A 17,975-nucleotide genomic window follows, 5' to 3' on the forward strand; every position below is an offset into this window, starting at 1 on the left:
TGCTGTTTCTCGATCCGCATCAGCGGGTTATAGGAACCAAGCCGTCCGGGCGATAGCAGGTCTTGCCGGACACAGGATCGGAGCGTCACCATGCCGCCTTCTCCCGCCGCGCTCTTTGCCACTGCCGAGGGCAAAAGGCTGGTCGCCACGCGTACCTCCAAATCCTGGCGGGCCTGGGGGCCATATCTGAGCGAGCGCCAATGGGGCACGGTGCGGGAGGATTACAGCCCGAACGGTGATTCCTGGTCCTATTTCACGCATGATCAGGCCCGCAGCCGCGCCTATCGCTGGGGTGAGGACGGCATTGCCGGCTTCGGTGACCAGAATTTGCACTGGTGCCTGGGCCTTGCCCTGTGGAACGGGCAGGACGCTATTCTGAAAGAACGGCTCTTCGGATTAGCCAATCAGGAAGGCAATCACGGCGAGGACGTCAAGGAACTCTATTACTATATCGACGCTCTGCCGACGCATTCCTACATGCGGATGCTGTATAAATATCCCCAGGCCGCCTATCCTTATGAACGGCTGCTGTCGGAAAATCGCAAGCGCGGCTATGACGATCGGGAATTCGAACTGACGGATACCGGCATCTTCGCCGAGAACCGCTATTTCGATGTCTTCGTCGAATATGCGAAGGCAGCGCCGGACGATATTCTGATGCGGGTGACGATCGCCAATCGCGGTCCGGACGCGGCACCCCTGCATGTTTTGCCGCAGCTATGGGCGCGCAATATCTGGGATTGGACGGCGCGACCTGACCTGCCGGAAATCCGCAGGCTGGCGGATGATGCCGTGTCAGCGACGCATCCCGATATGCCGAAAGACATGCGGCTCGATATCGGGCAGCCGGCTCAGTTGCTGTTCTGCGACAATGAGACCAACCGCGTTCGCATTTACAATGAACCGGCTGCGCCGGGCCCCTTCAAGGACGGCTTTCATGATTATGTCATCGGCGGTCTGACGGATTCCGTGCGGGCCGAAGGCTGGGGCACGAAATGCGCGGCCCATCATGAAATGACGGTGCCGGCCGGGGAGGAGCGGGTGCTGCGCCTGCGCTTCCGCCCCGCAGACAATGCAGCGGCAAGCGCCTTCGTGGATTTCGACGCTATCTTTGCCGCGCGCCGTGCCGAGGCCGACGAATTCTACAATGCCGTCCATGGCAAGGTGACCGACCCGGAACTGCGGCGCGTGCAGCGTCAGGCTTTCGCCGGCATGCTGTGGTCGAAGCAGTTCTACCATTACGACGTGCGCGCCTGGCTGATGGGCGACCCGGCCGAACCCAAGCCGCCGCAAAGCCGCTGGCAGGGCCGCAACGCCGATTGGGTCCATATGTATAACGCCGATATCGTCTCGATGCCGGACAAGTGGGAATACCCGTGGTACGCGTCCTGGGATCTGGCCTTTCACAGTCTGCCGCTGGCGAAGATCGATCCGGAATTCGCCAAGGAGCAGTTGCTGCTGCTTGTCGGCGACAATTACATGCATCCTAACGGCCAGCTGCCGGCTTACGAATATGCCTTCGGCGACGCCAATCCGCCGATCCATGCCTGGGCAACCTGGCGTGTCTTTTCGATCGACCGCGAGATGACCGGCATCGCGGATTACACTTTCCTAAAACGCATGCTGAACAAGCTCATGCTCAATTTCACCTGGTGGGTGAACCGGCGGGATGCCGGCGGCCGCAATATTTTCCAGGGCGGATTCCTCGGCCTCGACAATATCGGCATCTTTGACCGGTCATCGCCGGTGCCGATGGGCGGCACGCTCAGCCAGTCGGATGCCACCGCCTGGATGGCCATGTCGGCGCTGAACCTGATGCGGATATCGATCGAAGTCGCGCTCGTCGACAGCTCCTATCAGGACATGGCGATCAAATATTTTGAACATTTCCTGTATATCGTTGAAGCTGCCGCCAAGCATGGCGGCCTTTGGGACGAGCAGGACGAGTTCTTCTATGACCGCCTGGAACTGGGCGACGGGCAGGAAATTCCCATCCGCGCCCGCACCATCGTCGGGCTGATTCCGCTGTTCGCCGTGGAAGTCGTGCGCCATTCGGACCAGCCGCGTCTGCCGGAAATGGTCGCGCGGATGAAGTGGTTCCTGGAACATCGCCCTGATCTGGCGGCGCTCGTCTCAAATTGGGAGACGCCGGGCTATCAAAGCGTATCCTTGCTTTCCATGTTGCGCGGTCATCGTATGAAATGCCTGCTGCGCCGCATGCTGGCGGAGGATGAGTTTCTGTCGCCCTACGGCGTGCGCTCCGTCTCCCGCGCGCATGAGAAGAAACCCTATGTCTTTGCCTGGGGCGGGCAGGAATTCTCGCTACCCTATTGGCCGGCCGAATCCCATTCCGGCCTGTTCGGCGGCAATTCCAACTGGCGCGGTCCGATCTGGACGCAGATGAACTATCTCATCATCGATAGTCTGCGGCTGTTCCATGCCTATTACGGGGATGAATTTAAAGTTGAATGTCCGGTCGGTTCGGGCATTCAGCTGACACTGGCCGACATTGCCGACGAGCTGGCCCGCCGCGTGGCGGGCCTGTTCCTGGCCGACAAGACCGGCCGCCGTGCAGCGGTCGGCGAATCCGAGCAGGAGCAGACGGATCCGCATTTCCGCGATCTGTCCCTGTTCTACGAATATTTCGATGGCGATACCGGGCGCGGTCTTGGTGCTTCGCACCAAACCGGCTGGACCGGGCTGGTCGCGCTTCTGATAGGTGATATCGCTTGATGACTGAACGACACGAGCCCGGCGCCGTTCCTTTCACGGCCGCAGAGCGCAGCTTCATTCGCCACGAATTGGGGGCGGCCTTCGGCGTGCGGCCGTCGCTGTCGAAAGGCATCCGCATCAATCTCTGGACGAGCGGCGCGCGGCGGGGCGAGCCTAAGATTCCGCCGGTGCTGGCAGCCATGATCGAGCGCGGGCTGATAGATCTGCCGCCGGAAGACCTTGGCCAGCGCGCCTATTTCACCCAGACGGGTCTGGCCGCGCTCAAGCTGCTTTACGAGGACGGACGCTATCTGGACCCCGACCGTTTCGGCCATCTGCGGGAGGAACTGGGCATTCCGGAACCGCCGCTGGGCCTCTGACCGCGCGGCTGGGCGCAGCGCTAGAGCTGCAACGCCGCTGGGCTGCGCGACGCGATGAACAGCCGGACCTCGTCGTTGCGCAGCGGTTTCGAGAAGTAATGACCCTGCACGAACTGGCATTGCTTGCGGCGTAGCGCTTCATATTGGGCAGCGGTCTCCACGCCTTCGGCGACCACATCCAGATGCAGGGCCGTGCTGACGGCCAATAGCGCCGTGACAATGGCGGCGGCGTCAGGCTGCTCCACCATGTCCTGCACGAAAAGCTTGTCGATCTTGATGCCGTCGAAGGGAAAACGGCGCAGATAGCCGAGGCCTGAATGGCCGGTGCCGAAATCATCCAGGCTGAAGCGGATGCCGATAGCGCGCAGCGCGTCCATGGTGCGGCGTACCGTCGGGTTATCCTCAAGCAAACTGGTTTCGGTCACTTCCAGCGTCAGCCGATTGGCCGGCAGTCCGGTGCGGCTGAGGATGGCTCTGACTTCGGTGACCAGCTCCTCGTCATTCATCTGAATGGGTGAAAGATTGACCGCGACATGCGTGCTTGCCGGCCAATTCACGGCTTCCGCGCAGGCCGTTTCCAGCACCCAGCGGCCGATCGGCACGACCAGGCCCAGCTTTTCCATCATGCCCACGAAGTCGATCGGTGGGATGGCACCTTGGACTGGGTGGGTCCACCGCAGCAGCGCTTCGCAACCCACCACCTGCCCTGTCCAGGAGTCCAGAATGGGCTGGTAGGCCAGCGTGAATTGATTGAGCCGCAGCGCCACACGCAGGTCTTGCTCGCGCTCGAAGAGCAGGGCCTGATGCGCCTGCATGGTCGCGTCAAAAACCCGCCACAAGCCGATACCGTCTGTCTTCGCCTGGTAAAGCGCGATATCGGCGTTGCGCAGCAATTCTTCGGCGTTGCGGGCGTGGTCGGGATAATGCGCGATGCCGATCGACAGGCTGACATGGAAGCCTGAGGCGATCATGTCCATCGGCCGCTGCAGGGCGAGCAGAATATCCTTCGCGAGGTCGGAAGCTTTGCGCTGGGTCTTATCCAGCGGCAGGATGACGGCAAATTCGTCGCCGCCCATGCGCGCCACCGTCTCAGCGGCGCTGGTAATGGCGCGCATGCGGCGCCCGACTTCGACCAGGAGTTTGTCGCCGGCCTCGTGGCCGCGCATGTCATTGATGAATTTGAAACGATCGAGATCGATATACAGCAAGGCCAGCCGATGCCCGGTCGCATCGGCCCGCGCGATATCGCGCTCCAGCCTCTCACGGAACAAGGCGCGATTGGCGAGATGGGTCAAAGGATCATGGTGAGCGAGATAGCGGATCCGCGCTTCGGAGCGGCGACGCTCGGTGATGTCGGAATAGGTGCGAATCAGCCCGCCATCCGGCAGCGGCAGCGTCTGCACCTCCAGGATGATGCCATTGGGCCGGTATCGCTCGACAAGGCTCGGTATTCTGGCCCGTAATTGTTGCAGTAGGCGATTGGCGTCGGCCTCGTCGGGATACTCGCCGATGCTGCGGTGATAGGCCAGGACCGTTTCAAGTGCGGGGCGGGATGCCATCAGCCCGGCCGGCAGATCGAGGAGTTCAAGGGCGCGCTGGTTGCAGACCAGGACGTGATCCCTGGGGTCGATCATGACGACGCCGTCGGTGATGTGATCGAGCGTGGTGGATAGGCGCGCTGATTGTTCCGACAGAAGAATTTCCGACTGCTCCAATCGCTTCAGTTGCAGCATGACGGCGCGTAGCAGAAGAAGCGTGCAGAGGATGGCGCAGAGGGCACCGGCAAGGGCCAAAAGCGCCTGTGTCCGCCAGGCGGCCAGCGCGGCCGATTTGGCGATGCTGACATTCACGACCACCGGATAGGCTGCGACAGGGCGAACGGCGACGAGCCTGAGGCCCGGATAGGTCAGTCCCGGGCCATCGAAGGTATGCGCGTTTCCGCTGAAGACGATCCGATCCCATACTTTGCCCAGGCGGGCGGGTCTTTGGCCAATGGCAAGCGGCACGGGGTAGCTTGCCAGGACGATGCCCTGCCGATTGAGCAGGGTTACCGCAAAACGATCCTGATCGACCAGCGAGCGGTAGAAATTTTGGAAATAGCCGAGGCTGACGATGGCGACTACGGCTCCCTTATAGGCGCCGCGGTCGTCGTTGATGCGATGCGCCGCATACATCACCCAGTCCTGAGCGTGATCATTCCAGAATGGCGCACCAATGAACATATGATCGTCGTTATTGGTGCGCAAATAAGCTAGGCGTCCATCCTGACCAGGCTTTATTCCGGCCGGCCAGTTTTGGGTATGATCGAGGATGGCGCCCTGCGCGTCGATGATGGCAAATCCATCGGTTTGGGGAAGGGCATCATCCCGTAAATCACTTTGAATTTGCGAATGCGGATTTTGGAGCGTCGGAGCCGGCCGTGAGTCGATTAAATGCCGATTCGTAATCTCATTGCGCAGATTCGTCAGGATCAGATCGACCCCTTGAAGCCCACTGGTCAATTGGTCGCCGACGACGAAGCTGATCCGCGCCATATCATGGCGTTGTTCGTCGAGCGTGGAATAGCGCATGCTGACAATGGCAAAGCCGATCATGGCCGTCATGGCAAGCAAAAGAACCGCGCCGGACAGCAGGAGCCTGCGGCTGGCGCGTGATAGGCCCGACCAGACATTTGGGCCGCGCACGGTTCTCTTCACCAAAGACGTCGTTCTCCGTCAGCTTTAGTCAATCATTCGAAACGACTGGATGCAATGCATCTGTCATCGTCTTGATGAGATGGCCTGGCTGGTTTTTCGCCGAGCGCTCCCGCGCTTCCGTCAGAGACGGCGCTGTTGTCTTCTGTTCGGTAAATTTTGCGCATTATCGAGAGATACAAGTGGCCCATCACGATGCTGTGTGGCCGGTCAGTGGCTCCAGGCCGCGTTTGCGTGGTTTTGGCAGATTTCTCCGCTGCTTAGGGCAATTGGCGCGGCTTGGTACGGGTTCGGATCGCAGGCCGCATGATTGTTATAAGATGGAATTGCTTGTTGAAGGCTGAAGGCTCAGCCCAAGATCCCTTATCTCTCGGGAGAGGCCATTCCTCCAGTTTGGGCAGGGCGGCCCAACACAAGGCGATCCTCCCTAACTGTAGCGGTCCGAAGAGCTTACGCACGCTGCGGCATGGGCAAAGGCAGGTCTCCGAAGTTAAAGTGCCTAAGGATCGCCACCGCCGACTTATCGGTTGCAGAATGCTTCCCCGAACGGAGAAGCAAAGCCGCACATGGAAGCCCTGCTTCCGGCGCGTTTCGGGTTAAAAAATCAATTAATTCAAGGCTTTGTTACGGATGAATGGCGGTTTTAGAAAACTCCATGCTTCCATGCGCCCAATGGGGGTTTCGCCGCTCTCAGAGGTAACTAGATCAGTCGTGACACCCGACCGCATGTGGCGATGGGCTGCGTCGATGCTGACAGAAGGTCTATTTCTGAATGGATGTCAGGACGATGCTGCTGCTGGCGCCACTCGCCGTTTTTATCGGCGGCGCTGTCGTGTGGATCTGGACAAACAAGCTCTGAGCCGGAAATGCGTACAACCAAACGCTGGATTTATGTCGCGTCCATTGCAGCCATCAGCGGCTTCATCGCCTTTGTGCTCATGCATATGAGCGGGCTGGCCGCGTGATGCTCCATCATTCTCTGGACTGAAAACTCCGGCGCCGCTCAATAGCGGCGCTGGACGTGTTCCGAGCGGCTGGCGATGAAGGAAATCGCAATCGGGTCACCGTGCCGATGTCCGTGCTGGTCCATCGGCAGCACGTCCACGATGCGCTGCCGCACATCGGCAATCAAATCTTCCATCGTCGGCGCTTGAACGGCCAACTGCGGCAGTTCATCGCTGCCGCCATGCCACATGCGACTATCGGCGTCCCAAAAGGCCTTGATCTGATACATGGGCCTATCCCCCTGGGCCGGCTCTTGAACGGCCAGCCTCAGCATCAAGATTGCGCCGCTCCGCTCCGCTTTGGCAAGTTACGGAAATGATAAAGCGATAGGCGCAGACTTCACATTTTTAGACCGGCCGCGCGCTTTCTGAATATTTGTCGTCAGAATTTGGGTTTTTCTCAACAGACGGTAATGAAGCGCAAACTAGTCTGCGCCGGAGTCGTCATTGGTTTCGGCGACGAAAAGCCTGGTCGTGCCGGGCTCAAATCCCAGATGGATCGTTTCACCCAAAGCGGGCGGCATCGCGCCGCGATGCGGCAGATCGAGATTGACGATCGTGTCATCCGGCAGGCGCAGCTGAAGCCGCTCCACAAGACCAAGAAAAATCCGGCTTTCCACGCGGGCCGGGAGGGAGTGACCGGGCTTGGCCTCGGGCAACAGCAGCAGCCGCTCGGGGCGCACGCAGAGCAGAAGGTTCTGCGTGGCCGGCACGCTGCCACCCGCGATATCCAACGACAGGCTGGTTCCACCGATAGCGAGCGTCACCGCATGATCGCGGCGCTCGGCCAGGCGGCAGGGAATGAGATTCGCCGCCCCCAGAAAGCGCGCCACGAAAGGCGAGGCGGGGCTGTCGTAAAGCTCTGCGGGCGTGCCGATCTGCGCGATGACGCCGTGGTTCATGACGACGATACGGTCTGCGAGCGTCAGCGCTTCGGACTGGTCATGCGTCACGATGATGAAAGTGAGGCCAAGCCGCGCCTGGATCTGCTTCAGCTCGATCTGCATCTGCTGGCGCAGATGGGCGTCCAGCGCCGACAGCGGTTCGTCCAGCAGCAGCACTTCCGGCGCGCGCGCCAGGGCACGGGCGAGCGCCACGCGCTGGCGCTGGCCGCCGGACAGCTGGGCCGGGCTGCGACCGGCCTTGTCGCCCAGGCCCACCATGGTCAGCAGCTCAGTCACACGGGTCTTGATTTCGGCGCGCGGACGGCGCGCGACGGACAGGCCGAAGCCGACATTCTCGGCGACGGTCATATGCGGAAACAGCGCATAATCCTGGAAGACCGTATTCACCGGCCGGCGATAGGGCGGGTCCGCTTTGATGTCTCGCCCGTGCAGAAGAATGTCGCCTTTGGTCGGCGCCTCGAAGCCGGCGATCATGCGGAGCGTCGTCGTCTTGCCGCAGCCGGAGGGGCCGAGCAGAGCGAGAAACTCGCCCTGCCGGACCGACAGATCCATGGTCTGAACCGCACGTGACGCGCCGTAGAATTTTTCGACGCCGCGCAGTTCGATAATCGGCGCGGCGTCGCTGGCGGACGGAACGAGCATGCCGTCAGCCACCTTCCTTGACCCGGGCATAGGCCGCGGCAATCGCCTGCGGGTTCTTCATCGCCGAGGTGAAGACGGTGTCTTTCAGCTCCGTCGCAGGGTCGGCCGGCAGCGCGAACTTCGCCTTCACGTCGGCCGGCACCTTGTCATAGGCTTCCGAATTGGCGGTGCCGTAGGAATAGTTCGTCACCAGGGCTTCGCCGGCGTCGTCCGCCAGGCGGGCATTGATGAAGTCATAGACCTTGTCCATGTCATGGGCGCCTTTCAGCACGACCATGCCGCAGGCCCAGGTCAGCATCTTTTCCTTCGGATGCATGAAGGCGACCGGCACATGCTGCTTGATCAGATCGGCGTAGGAGGCGTTCCAGGTCATGGCGGCGACCAGCTCGCCCGACGCCAAAGCCTGTTCGACTGAGGTCATGTCTGTCGTATACATGCGCATGAGCGGGCGCTGTTCGCGCAGCTTGGCCGAAACCTTCTTGATATCGGCGGCACTTTCGTTGAACGGATCGACACCCGCCATGATGGCGCCGACGATCCAGGTGTCATGCACGGCGTCGATGGTCGCAAGCTTGCCGGAATAGGCCTTGTCCCACAGCAGGCCCCAGCTCATGTCGGGATTCTTCACCAGATCGGTGCGGTAGAGGATGGAGGTATTGCCCCAGTCCCACGGCACCATCCAGACTTTACCGTCTGCTTGCACCCCCGGCATATTGCGGAAGATCGGATAGATCTTGTCCCAGTTCGGAATGCGGCTGGTATCGATCGGTTGCAGCAGGCCCGCCTTCCGCCACTGCGGCAGCTTGTCCACGCAGGGATGCGCGATATCCGGGTGGAAGCCGGCGCGGACCTTGGCGAAAGCCTCGTCATCGTCGCCGAAGACGCTGATGTTCAGCCCCTCGGGATGTTCCTTCAGATAGGCTTCGTGGAAGGCCGGAAGCTCGTAACCGTCCCAGGTGTAATAGGTGATCTTGTCCTGTGCCTGCGCGCGCTGCGGCGCCAGCAGGGCCGCCGTGCAGAGGCCGGCCAGCGCCAAAGTGCCGAGCAATCCGCGGCGGAAGGATCGGGCGAGGATGTTTCTCATACGCAATCTCCTTTTATGTAATGGGGTGTCAGGCGGATTGCGCCGCACCGCGGCGGCGAAGGAACTCGGCGCAGAGGACAAGCGCGCCCGAGCAGATCAGGATCAGGGTGCCGAGGCCTAAGAGCTGCGGCAGCTGTTCCGGAAAGCGGAGATGGTCCCAAATATAAAGAGGCAGGGTTTCCTGCGTGCCGACTAGGAAGAAGCTGACGATGAATTCGTCGATCGAGGTCGTGAAGCTCAGGATCAGGCAGGAGAGGAAGCCGGGCAAAGCCAGGGGCAGGGAGACGCGGCGGAACGTCGTCCAGGGCGTGGCGCCCAGGTCCATCGCGGCTTCGTCGATCGACGCGCTTGTGCTGGCAAAGCGGCCACGCATGATCACGATGGTCAGAGGCAGGCAGACGGCGATATGGCCGATGGTGACGGCGGTGAGCGACGGACCGATGCCGATGAGATTGACGACCATGAGCAAGGCGATGCCGAGGATGATGCCGGGAATGAACAGCGGCAGCACGGCAAGGCCGGTGACAGGCCGCGTCAGAAAGCCGCGTCCGCGGGTTAGCGCATAGGCTGTCAGCGTGCCGGCCGAGGTCGCGGCGACGGAGGCGATGATCGCCACCTGTAGGCTGTTGAACAGCGCTGCATGCAGGCTCCGGTCTTGGAACAACTGTTTATACCAATGGAGCGTGAAGCCCCGCAGCGGGAAAGCGACGGCGACCGCATTGTTCAAGGAAAACAGCGGCAGCATCAGGATCGGTGCATAGAGAAAGCACAGATAGAGAAGCGCATAGGCCTTCAGAAGTCTCGGCTGCTTGTCCATCATGCGCGCTTGATCCACAGACGGCGTCCAAAGCGGCTCAGACCGTAGACGAGGCCCAGCGTCGCCATGACGATGACGGCCATGGCGGCGCCGCCGGGCCAGTTCGCGGCCTCTCCGAACTGGTCCTGGATGAGATTGCCAAGCATGGTGCTGGACGGGCCGCCGACCAGAATGGGTGTTGCGTAGTCACCTAATGTCGGCACGAAGACGAGAACGAAGGCGGCGATCACGCCAGGCAAAGACAGGGGCAGGATAATGCGCCGAAAGACGGTGAAGGGCGCAGCGCCCAGGTCTAGCCCGGCTTCAGCCAGTTTTTTGTCGATGGCCGACAGGCTCACATAGATCGGCAGGATGGCGAAGGCGGCATAGGCGTGGGACAGGGTTATCACCACGGCCTTCGGATTATAGAGCAGGCTGGTGAAGGGCGCGCCGGGGAAATGGATCGCCATCAGGCCGGAATTCAGAATGCCATTATAGCCCAGGATGACACGCCAAGCGAAAACCCGCAGCAGATAGCTTGTCCAAAACGGAAGGGTAATCAGGGTCAGCCAAAGACTGCGATGCGCGCCACCGAAGAAGGTGATGAAATAGGCGGCCGGATAGGCAAGACCGACGGTGGCCGCCGCCGCAAGCCCGGCGATGACGATCGAGCGCAGAAAAATCTTGAAGAACAGGGGATCGGTCAAAGCATCGGTGAAATTGCTGGTGGTGAAGGCAGCGGCCAGAAGATCGCCGTCATTGACGCGCAGGCTCATGACCAGAACCAGGCCGAGCGCGAACAGCACGCCGGTCAAAGCGATCAGGCCGGCGGGGAGATTGACCCAATATTCAAAAGGGCTGCGGCGGCGCATTCTTCGCTTCCTCGAAAGGCGGCTTGGCCCGGCCTTCGGCAAAAGCTTCTTTCACTCTTTTGAAAATGTCAAAATTATTTTTAGTGGAATGTGCGATTTTGGAGAAAATTATTCATTTTATTGAAAATTTGACTTAAATTTCAATCATCCGCACAATGCGCGATATTTGGCGGCGGCGCGATTTGGCAGCAAGGACGGTGGTTCAGTGACGGAAGCGGCTGATCTCTGGCTTGGCATGCAGATTCGCGACCTGCGGAAAACCAATCGCTTCTCCCTGCAGCATCTGGCCGACAAATCCGGCCTGTCGGTCGGGCTGCTCAGCCAGATCGAACGCGGGCTGACCTCGCCGTCCATCCGCTCGTTACGCCAGCTCAGCGAAGCGCTGGGCGTCACGCCGGCCCGGTTCTTCCATCAGGAAACGCCACCGCCGCCAGCCGAAATCGGCCGCATCGTCCGCCGCGGCAAGGGGCGTCAGCTGCGGCTTTCCGGCAATGGCGTCGCGAAATGGCTGATGACGCCCGATCTGTCGGGAGAGCTGGAAATGCTGCTGGTGGAAATCGCGCCCGGCGGTAAATCCGGCAACGAGCTCTATACCCATAAGGGCGAGGAATGCGGCTACGTCATCAGCGGCGCCATGCAGATCTGGATTGATGAGGAAAGCTTCCTGCTCCGCGAGGGAGACAGTTTCCGCTTCAAAAGTACGACACCACATCGGTTTGAGAGCGCATCCGATGGTATGACGCTTGTGTTGTGGGTGATCACCCCGCCGCTTTACTAGGCGGCCAAGCGATCATCGGGCGAGGGCGGAGGTCGGTGGTGCTGACGATGCTGGATTGTCTCTGGCTGGTCGGGCAGGTGTTCCTGCCCTGGCGGTCTGACCCTGATGGCGGACCGGATGAGAATTCGGTCAGTGGGCGTGGCATCCTGGCGGCGCTGATCCTGCTGGCGGCGCTGATCTTCATCAGCCTGCATATCATCACGGCCCTGAGGGCGACGGACGCTTTGCAGGATTGTGCGATGCAGGGCAGGACCAATTGCGTCCCGCCGATCCGGGCTGCTTCGCCTTAAGAGTCACCGGTGGCGGATTGTGGGGCCTGTGCCAAAGGTCTAAGTCCGCCGCATGAGCACTCAACCCGACGCTTGCCCCCAATGCACAATGACCGAGATCCATCGGCAGGGTGCGTACCATGTCTGCGACACTTGCGGCTATGAATGGCCCTTCGAGAGGGCTGAGGAGGGCGCCGGCGACGAGGTGGTGCGGGACGCCAATGGCGTCGCCCTCGCCAGTGGCGATACCGTCACCGTCATCAAGGACCTCAAGGTCAAAGGGGCGTCGACGGTGCTGAAGGTCGGAACCAAGCTCAAGAATATTCGCGTCGGCAGCGGTGACCATGCGGTGGAAGCCGGTGGCGTCATGCTGCGCGCGGAATTTTTGCGAAAGGTCTGAAGCGGCTATCGTATCGCGTCGCGGCAGATCATGGCCGTGACGCGCCGCGCCATCCTTTGCATAAGGCAATGATAGACAGGGTCTGATCGACCCTGCTGTGCCATGCCACATTCAAATTTTCAGAAAGGTGGCGCACCCGAGAGGACTCGAACCTCTAACCCCCAGATTCGTAGTCTGGTGCTCTATCCAATTGAGCTACGGGTGCAACTGCCGTGGGCGGGGATTTACCGAAAGGGCGGGGGTCCTGCAACCCCCAGTGTCATAAAAAAGACCCCCACCAGACGCAGGTCAGGCCGCCAGCCTTTCCAGCTCGCGCATAACGGCCGTCCCCATCTCCTGCGTCGTCACGCGCGTCTTACCGTCCTGCATGATATCCGGCGTGCGCAGCCCCTGTTCCAGCACCGACAGGCAGGCTTTTTCGACCAGCGCCGCCTCTTCCTTCATATCGAAGGAATAGCGCAGCAGCATGGCCAGGCTGAAGGTTTGGGCCAGCGGATTGGCGACGCCTTTGCCGGCGATATCCGGGGCCGAGCCGTGGATGGGCTCATACAGCGACAGGCGGCGGCCGGAACTGTCCGGCGCCCCGAGAGTCGCCGATGGCAGCATGCCCAGAGAGCCCGTGCACATCGAGGCCAGATCGGACAGCAGATCGCCGAAGAGATTGCCGGTGACGATGACATCGAACTGCCGCGGGTTGCGCACCAGCTGCATGGCGCAGTTATCGGCATACATATGGGACAGGGCGACATCGGCGTATTCCGCCGCGCCTAGCGCCGTCACGGTTTGGCGCCACAGCAGGCCGCTCTCCATGACATTGGCCTTCTCCACGCTGCAGACCCGGCCCTGGCGCTGGCGCGCGAGGTCGAAGGCGACGCGGGCCACCCGCTCGATCTCGCTCGTCGTGTAGACTTCGGTATTGATGCCGCGCTTCTGCCCATCCGGCAGGGTTTCGATGCCGCGCGGCTCGCCGAAATAGATGCCGCCCGTGGCTTCGCGCACGATCATGATGTCGAGGCCGCGCACCACATCGGGCTTCAGCGTGCTGGCCTCGATCAGCGGGTCCAGCACCGTCGCCGGGCGCAGATTGGCGAAAAGGCCAAGCTCGCGGCGCAGCGTCAGGATCGCGACCTCGGGGCGCACGTCGAAGCCGACCTTGTCCCATTTCGGGCCGCCGACGGCGCCGAACAGCACCGCATCGCTGCCCTTGGCGCGGGCCACGACGTCGGGCGTGATCGGCAGGCCGGTCGCGTCGATGGACGCGCCGCCGACCAGGCCTTCGCTCATGTCAAAGCTGGCGATGCGCTTCTTGTCGAAGAATTCAAGAACCTTCGTCACTTCCTGCATGACCTCGGGGCCGATGCCGTCACCAGGCAGCAGCAGGAGTTTTTTATTGGCGGGCATGGTGCGCCTCTCTGTCGGATCGGGAAGAATGGCGCGGTGCGCCAACGAAAACCCCGGCCGCGATGGGCCGGGGTGGGGCAGGCGTCAGAGGCTGATGGACGGCATCCAGGGCTTCGCCGTGTGGCGCGCCGTCTCATAGGTCGCGATCTCAGCCGTGCGCGCCAGAGTCTGGCCGATCTCATCCAGACCGTTCAGCAGCATGTGGCGGCGGAAGTGATCGACGGAGAAGGGAATCTCCGCGCCGGACGGACGGACAACGACCTGCCGCTCCAGATCGACCGTGATGCGGGCATTGGCGCCAAGCTTGGCGTCCTCCATCAGCTGATCGCAGACCGAGCGCGGCAGGACCACGGGCAGGATGCCGTTCTTGAAGCAATTGCCGTGGAAGATATCGGCGAAGCTCGGCGCGATGACCGAGCGGATGCCGAAATCGAGCAAGGCCCAGGGCGCATGTTCGCGCGACGATCCGCAGCCGAAATTCTCATGTGCGATCATGATCTCGGCGGCGCGGTAGGGTTCGCGGTTCAGCACGAAATCCGGCCGCTCCTGGTCCTGGTCGTCATAGCGGTGGCCGGCAAGCAGGTGCTTGCCCAGGCCCGAGCGCTTGATGGTCTTGAGGAAGCGCGCGGGAATGATCTGGTCGGTATCGACATTGGCCATCGGCAGGGGTGCCGCGATGGCGGTCAGAACGGTAAAGGGCTGCATCTTAGACAAGCTCCCGGATATCGGTCAGGCGGCCGGTGACGGCAGCGGCAGCGGCCATTGCCGGGGAGAGCAGGTGCGTGCGCCCGCCCTTGCCCTGTCGGCCCTCGAAATTGCGGTTGGACGTGCTGGCGCAGCGTTCGCCGGGTTGCAGCTTGTCCGGGTTCATGGCCAGGCACATGGAGCAGCCGGGTTCACGCCATTCGAAACCGGCCTCCAGGAAGACTTCGGCCAGACCCTCCGCTTCCGCCTGTGTTTTGACCAGACCGGAGCCTGGCACGACGAGGGCACGGACATTGGGGGCCACATGACGGCCACGGGCAACGGCGGCGGCCGCGCGCATATCCTCGATGCGGGCATTGGTGCAGCTGCCGATGAAAACCACGTCGACGGGGATGTCGGTCAGCTTGGTGCCGGCCGTCAGGCCCATATAGTCCAGCGCCCGCTGCATCTGCACGCGCTCGGCCTCGTCCTGCACTTCGTCCGGGTTGGGGACGATGCCGGTGATGGGCAGCACGGCCTCGGGATTGGTGCCCCATGTCACCATGGGCTGAATCTCGGCGCCGTCGATCCGCACAACCGTGTCGTAATGCGCGCCGGGGTCGGAGGGCAGGGTCTTCCAATAGGCCACCGCGCGGTCGAAATCCTCGCCCTGGGGGGCGAAGGGACGGCCCTTGATATAGGCGAAGGTGGTCTCGTCCGGCGCGATGAGGCCGGCGCGGGCGCCGCCCTCGATCGACATATTGCAGACGGTCAGGCGGCCCGCCATGTCGAGATTGCGGATAACCTCGCCTGCGAATTCGATGACATGACCGGTGCCGCCGGCGGTGCCGATTTTACCGATAATGGCGAGCACCACATCCTTCGCCGTGCAGCCGGCGGGCAGGGTGCCGTTCACTTCCACCAGCATGTTCTTGGCCGGCTTTTGCAGCAGCGTCTGGGTGGCCAGCACATGCTCGACTTCGGAGGTGCCGATGCCGACGGCCCAGGCACCCATGGCGCCATGGGTGGAGGTATGGCTGTCGCCGCAGACGATGGTCATGCCCGGCAGGCTGATGCCCTGCTCGGGGCCGACGATATGCACGATGCCCTGGCGTTCATCCAGAATATCGAAGAAGGGCACGCCGAATTCGCGCACGTTGTCCTGCAACGTCTCGACCTGCAGGCGGCTTTCCGGCTCCTTGATGCCTTCACGGCGCCCGCTGGTCGGCACGTTATGGTCGACGGTCGCAATGGTATTGCCGGGCGCATGAACGCGGCGGCCAGCCGCGCGCAGGCCTTCGAAAGCCTGCGGGCTGGTAACCTCATGGACGAGGTGCCGGTCGATATAAAGGAGAGCGGTGCCATCCTCGAGCTGCTCGACGACATGATCAGCCCAGATCTTGTCGAATAGCGTGCGAGGGCGGATGGCAGACATATTCACTCTCCTAAATCTCGGTTCTGGGAAAGAACCGGACGCGCCAACGGGCGCGCCCGGTAATTAATGGGACAGCGCGCCCGAATCTGCCAGGACCGTGAACGTCAGGGCCGGCCTGCTCTGAGGGCAGGCCGGCTTTTAATCAGCTGGCGCTAGCCGCCTTGTCCTCGGACTTCGCGGTGGCGGTCAGATCACGCGGGCGCTCGGCGATACGGGCGGACTTGCCGCTACGATCACGGAGGTAATACAGCTTCGCGCGGCGGACCTTGCCGCGACGGACGACGGCGATTTCGGCGATGGCCGGGGAATAGAGCGGGAACACGCGCTCAACACCTTCGCCGTAGCTGATCTTGCGCACGGTGAAGTTGCTGTTCAGGCCCTTGTTCGAACGCGCGATGCAGACGCCTTCGAAAGCCTGGGTGCGGGTACGCTCGCCTTCCACAACGCGGACGGAAACGCGCAGCGTGTCACCAGCTTCGAATTCCGGCACGGCACGGGCGGCGGCGAGGCGAGCAACCTGCTCTGCCTCAATGGTCTGAATAAGGTTCATGGGAAAAATCCTCTCGTAAAGCGGCTTTTAGGGTCCGGCCGAGGCCGTTGCAACAGATCCAGTCATGTCCTGGGGGGATTGGCGCCCAGATATGCGTCGGGAGAGATGGGCCGCCCATAAATCGGGGCGGCGCAATCGGGTCGCGTCCTCCGCCTGCGTCCGGCGCCAGGCGCGGATCGCGCCATGATCGCCTGAGAGCAGAACGGGGGGCACGGGGCGGCCATCCCACTCGGCCGGCCGCGTATAATGCGGGTATTCCAGCAGACCGCCGGCGAAGCTTTCTTCCTCGGCGCTCTCGGCCCCACCCATCACGCCGGGCAGAAGACGCAGGCAGGCGTCCAGCAACACCAGTGCAGCCGGCTCTCCACCCGACAGCACATAGTCGCCGACGCTGATTTCCTCGGCACCGGACGCTTCGATGATCCGCTGGTCCAGACCTTCATACCGCCCACAGAGCAGCATCAGACCGGGACCGGCGGCAAAGCGCTCGGCATCCGCCTGGGTAAACAGGCGGCCGCGCGGCGTCAGATAAACCAACGGGCGCGGATCACCGGCTGGCCGGTGGGACGCGATGGCGTCGGCGATCACATCCGGGCGCATCACCATGCCGGCGCCACCGCCGAAGGGCGTGTCGTCGACATTGCGATGACGGCCGAGGCCATGGGCACGGATGTCATGCGCGTCCAGGTTCCAGAGACCCTCGTCCCGCGCGCGCCCGGCCAAGGACAGGCCGAGCGGACCGGGAAACATCTCCGGAAACAGGGTCAGGACGGTCGCATGCCACGTCATGCGTCCACCTCGGCGTTTCCGCCCTGGGCTGCGCCGTTCTGTTCTTCCCCATCGGTCGCTTCCGGCGGATCGACCACGATGCGGCCTCCCCGGACATCGACCACCGGCACAGCGCGTGCCGTGAAGGGAATGATCAGCGGGGCGCCCCGCGTCAGCGTGATTTCCAGGCTGGTGCCCGCGCCATAGTCATGGACGAGGGCGACGGTGCCGATCACGCGGCCGGACTGATCCTCTGCCTTCAGACCGATCAGATCGGTCAGGTAATACTCGTCCTCATCCGCCGGCGGCAAAGCGTCGCGCGACACATAAAGGCGGGTATTGGTGAGCGCAGCCGCGGCTTCCCGGTCGGAGACCGGAACGTCGCGGCCGTTCACGCGCTGGAACAGGCGAGCAACGCCTTCCCGCTCCCAGGCGAGCTTAAACTCACGGCCGCGATCATCCGACAGCACCCCGTAATCGGCGAGGTCGTCGGGATCGGCCGTATAGCTCTGGACATGCACAAGCCCCCGCACGCCGTGCGGCCGGCCGATGACGCCCATCAAGATGCGCTCGTCAGACAAGAACGATCTGCCTCGGTCCGG

General features: G+C 62.2%; 18 protein-coding genes and 1 tRNA gene. 6 read left to right on the forward strand and 13 right to left on the reverse strand.

Annotated features, from left to right (window positions below; genetic code table 11):
* The first annotated feature begins 90 nt into the window (after positions 1-90).
* Together ASILVAE211_RS00975 and ASILVAE211_RS00980 are read left to right on the forward strand one after the other, a co-directional pair.
* Positions 91-2,733 (forward strand): MGH1-like glycoside hydrolase domain-containing protein, encoded by a 2,643-nt coding sequence (locus ASILVAE211_RS00975; RefSeq protein ID WP_227319418.1) that lies wholly within the window; start codon positions 91-93, stop codon positions 2,731-2,733.
* Positions 2,733-3,092: a hypothetical protein gene (locus ASILVAE211_RS00980; protein WP_227319419.1), complete on the forward strand. Its 360-nt coding sequence runs from the start codon at positions 2,733-2,735 to the stop codon at positions 3,090-3,092. Before ASILVAE211_RS00975 ends, ASILVAE211_RS00980 begins: the two co-directional genes overlap by 1 nt.
* 20 nt (positions 3,093-3,112) lie before the next feature.
* Here ASILVAE211_RS00980 and ASILVAE211_RS00985 read toward each other — a convergent pair whose 3' ends face one another.
* On the reverse strand, positions 3,113-5,338 hold the full coding sequence (locus ASILVAE211_RS00985; RefSeq protein ID WP_227319420.1) for a bifunctional diguanylate cyclase/phosphodiesterase: 2,226 nt from the start codon (positions 5,336-5,338) through the stop codon (positions 3,113-3,115).
* A gap of 186 nt (positions 5,339-5,524) precedes the next feature.
* Between ASILVAE211_RS00985 and ASILVAE211_RS00990 the strand changes: the two genes are divergently transcribed.
* Positions 5,525-5,746 (forward strand): hypothetical protein, encoded by a 222-nt coding sequence (locus tag ASILVAE211_RS00990; RefSeq protein ID WP_227319421.1) that lies wholly within the window; start codon positions 5,525-5,527, stop codon positions 5,744-5,746.
* Between the two features lie 1,042 nt (positions 5,747-6,788).
* Here ASILVAE211_RS00990 and ASILVAE211_RS00995 read toward each other — a convergent pair.
* The 5 genes from ASILVAE211_RS00995 to ASILVAE211_RS01015 form a co-directional block, all read right to left on the reverse strand.
* Positions 6,789-7,019 carry a DUF1902 domain-containing protein gene (locus ASILVAE211_RS00995; RefSeq protein WP_227319422.1) on the reverse strand — a complete coding sequence of 77 codons (231 nt, stop codon included), beginning with the start codon at positions 7,017-7,019 and terminating at the stop codon, positions 6,789-6,791.
* A 195-nt stretch (positions 7,020-7,214) separates the two neighbouring features.
* Positions 7,215-8,336: an ABC transporter ATP-binding protein gene (locus tag ASILVAE211_RS01000; RefSeq protein WP_227319423.1), complete on the reverse strand. Its 1,122-nt coding sequence runs from the start codon at positions 8,334-8,336 to the stop codon at positions 7,215-7,217.
* 4 nt (positions 8,337-8,340) lie between these two features.
* Positions 8,341-9,420: an extracellular solute-binding protein gene (locus ASILVAE211_RS01005; RefSeq protein WP_227319424.1), complete on the reverse strand. Its 1,080-nt coding sequence runs from the start codon at positions 9,418-9,420 to the stop codon at positions 8,341-8,343.
* Between the two features lie 28 nt (positions 9,421-9,448).
* Positions 9,449-10,240 (reverse strand): ABC transporter permease, encoded by a 792-nt coding sequence (locus tag ASILVAE211_RS01010; RefSeq protein WP_227319425.1) that lies wholly within the window; start codon positions 10,238-10,240, stop codon positions 9,449-9,451.
* Entirely contained in the window at positions 10,237-11,088 is an 852-nt protein-coding gene (locus ASILVAE211_RS01015; protein ID WP_227319426.1) for an ABC transporter permease, read from the reverse strand. Before ASILVAE211_RS01015 ends, ASILVAE211_RS01010 begins: the two co-directional genes overlap by 4 nt.
* 205 nt (positions 11,089-11,293) lie before the next feature.
* Here ASILVAE211_RS01015 and ASILVAE211_RS01020 point away from each other — a divergent pair, with 205 nt between their 5' ends.
* The 3 genes from ASILVAE211_RS01020 to ASILVAE211_RS01030 are packed head-to-tail and all read left to right on the forward strand — an operon-like array spanning position 11,294 to position 12,535.
* Entirely contained in the window at positions 11,294-11,866 is a 573-nt protein-coding gene (locus ASILVAE211_RS01020; protein WP_227319427.1) for a cupin domain-containing protein, read from the forward strand.
* A gap of 38 nt (positions 11,867-11,904) precedes the next feature.
* A complete protein-coding gene (locus tag ASILVAE211_RS01025; protein ID WP_227319428.1) occupies positions 11,905-12,156 on the forward strand; it encodes a hypothetical protein in 252 nt (83 codons plus the stop codon).
* A 52-nt stretch (positions 12,157-12,208) separates the two neighbouring features.
* Complete coding sequence (locus ASILVAE211_RS01030; RefSeq protein WP_227319429.1) at positions 12,209-12,535, forward strand: zinc ribbon domain-containing protein YjdM; 327 nt, start codon at positions 12,209-12,211, stop codon at positions 12,533-12,535.
* Positions 12,536-12,663: 128 nt separating this feature from the next.
* On the opposite strand, the gene ASILVAE211_RS01035 is transcribed toward ASILVAE211_RS01030, so the two are convergent.
* The 7 genes from ASILVAE211_RS01035 to rimM form a co-directional block, all read right to left on the reverse strand.
* Positions 12,664-12,740: transfer RNA gene (locus ASILVAE211_RS01035), tRNA-Arg, on the reverse strand.
* 83 nt (positions 12,741-12,823) lie between these two features.
* Positions 12,824-13,936 carry a 3-isopropylmalate dehydrogenase gene (leuB, locus tag ASILVAE211_RS01040; RefSeq protein WP_227319430.1) on the reverse strand — a complete coding sequence of 371 codons (1,113 nt, stop codon included), beginning with the start codon at positions 13,934-13,936 and terminating at the stop codon, positions 12,824-12,826.
* 84 nt (positions 13,937-14,020) lie between these two features.
* Positions 14,021-14,641, reverse strand: coding sequence for a 3-isopropylmalate dehydratase small subunit (gene leuD / locus ASILVAE211_RS01045; protein ID WP_227319431.1), 621 nt, complete (start codon positions 14,639-14,641; stop codon positions 14,021-14,023).
* A 1-nt stretch (position 14,642) separates the two neighbouring features.
* A complete protein-coding gene (gene leuC, locus ASILVAE211_RS01050) occupies positions 14,643-16,055 on the reverse strand; it encodes a 3-isopropylmalate dehydratase large subunit (protein WP_264478634.1) in 1,413 nt (470 codons plus the stop codon).
* A 142-nt stretch (positions 16,056-16,197) separates the two neighbouring features.
* A complete protein-coding gene (gene rplS, locus ASILVAE211_RS01055; protein ID WP_227319432.1) occupies positions 16,198-16,605 on the reverse strand; it encodes a 50S ribosomal protein L19 in 408 nt (135 codons plus the stop codon).
* Between the two features lie 27 nt (positions 16,606-16,632).
* On the reverse strand, positions 16,633-17,394 hold the full coding sequence (gene trmD / locus ASILVAE211_RS01060; protein WP_227319433.1) for a tRNA (guanosine(37)-N1)-methyltransferase TrmD: 762 nt from the start codon (positions 17,392-17,394) through the stop codon (positions 16,633-16,635).
* The gene (gene rimM, locus ASILVAE211_RS01065; protein ID WP_227319434.1) at positions 17,391-17,954 is read right to left on the reverse strand and encodes a ribosome maturation factor RimM; all 564 of its coding nucleotides are present in this window, start codon (positions 17,952-17,954) and stop codon (positions 17,391-17,393) included. The genes trmD and rimM overlap by 4 nt, the downstream gene beginning before the upstream one ends.
* Between the last annotated feature and the right edge of the window lie 21 nt (positions 17,955-17,975).

This window comes from Acidisoma silvae (genome assembly GCF_020618775.1).
GTDB lineage: Bacteria > Pseudomonadota > Alphaproteobacteria > Acetobacterales > Acetobacteraceae > Acidisoma > Acidisoma silvae.

Excerpts from the sequence above, each read along its gene's own strand:
- ASILVAE211_RS00975 (WP_227319418.1), top strand. The coding sequence starts at position 91 with ATGCCGCCTTCTCCCGCCGCGCTCTTTGCCACTGCCGAGGGCAAAAGG.
- ASILVAE211_RS00980 (WP_227319419.1), top strand. The coding sequence starts at position 2,733 with ATGACTGAACGACACGAGCCCGGCGCCGTTCCTTTCACGGCCGCAGAG.
- ASILVAE211_RS00990 (WP_227319421.1), top strand. The coding sequence starts at position 5,525 with ATGCCGATTCGTAATCTCATTGCGCAGATTCGTCAGGATCAGATCGAC.
- ASILVAE211_RS00995 (WP_227319422.1), bottom strand. The coding sequence starts at position 7,019 with ATGTATCAGATCAAGGCCTTTTGGGACGCCGATAGTCGCATGTGGCAT.
- ASILVAE211_RS01000 (WP_227319423.1), bottom strand. The coding sequence starts at position 8,336 with ATGCTCGTTCCGTCCGCCAGCGACGCCGCGCCGATTATCGAACTGCGC.
- ASILVAE211_RS01005 (WP_227319424.1), bottom strand. The coding sequence starts at position 9,420 with ATGAGAAACATCCTCGCCCGATCCTTCCGCCGCGGATTGCTCGGCACT.
- ASILVAE211_RS01010 (WP_227319425.1), bottom strand. The coding sequence starts at position 10,240 with ATGATGGACAAGCAGCCGAGACTTCTGAAGGCCTATGCGCTTCTCTAT.
- ASILVAE211_RS01015 (WP_227319426.1), bottom strand. The coding sequence starts at position 11,088 with ATGCGCCGCCGCAGCCCTTTTGAATATTGGGTCAATCTCCCCGCCGGC.
- ASILVAE211_RS01030 (WP_227319429.1), top strand. The coding sequence starts at position 12,209 with ATGAGCACTCAACCCGACGCTTGCCCCCAATGCACAATGACCGAGATC.
- leuB (WP_227319430.1), bottom strand. The coding sequence starts at position 13,936 with ATGCCCGCCAATAAAAAACTCCTGCTGCTGCCTGGTGACGGCATCGGC.
- leuD (WP_227319431.1), bottom strand. The coding sequence starts at position 14,641 with ATGCAGCCCTTTACCGTTCTGACCGCCATCGCGGCACCCCTGCCGATG.
- leuC (WP_264478634.1), bottom strand. The coding sequence starts at position 16,055 with ATGTCTGCCATCCGCCCTCGCACGCTATTCGACAAGATCTGGGCTGAT.
- rplS (WP_227319432.1), bottom strand. The coding sequence starts at position 16,605 with ATGAACCTTATTCAGACCATTGAGGCAGAGCAGGTTGCTCGCCTCGCC.
- trmD (WP_227319433.1), bottom strand. The coding sequence starts at position 17,394 with ATGACGTGGCATGCGACCGTCCTGACCCTGTTTCCGGAGATGTTTCCC.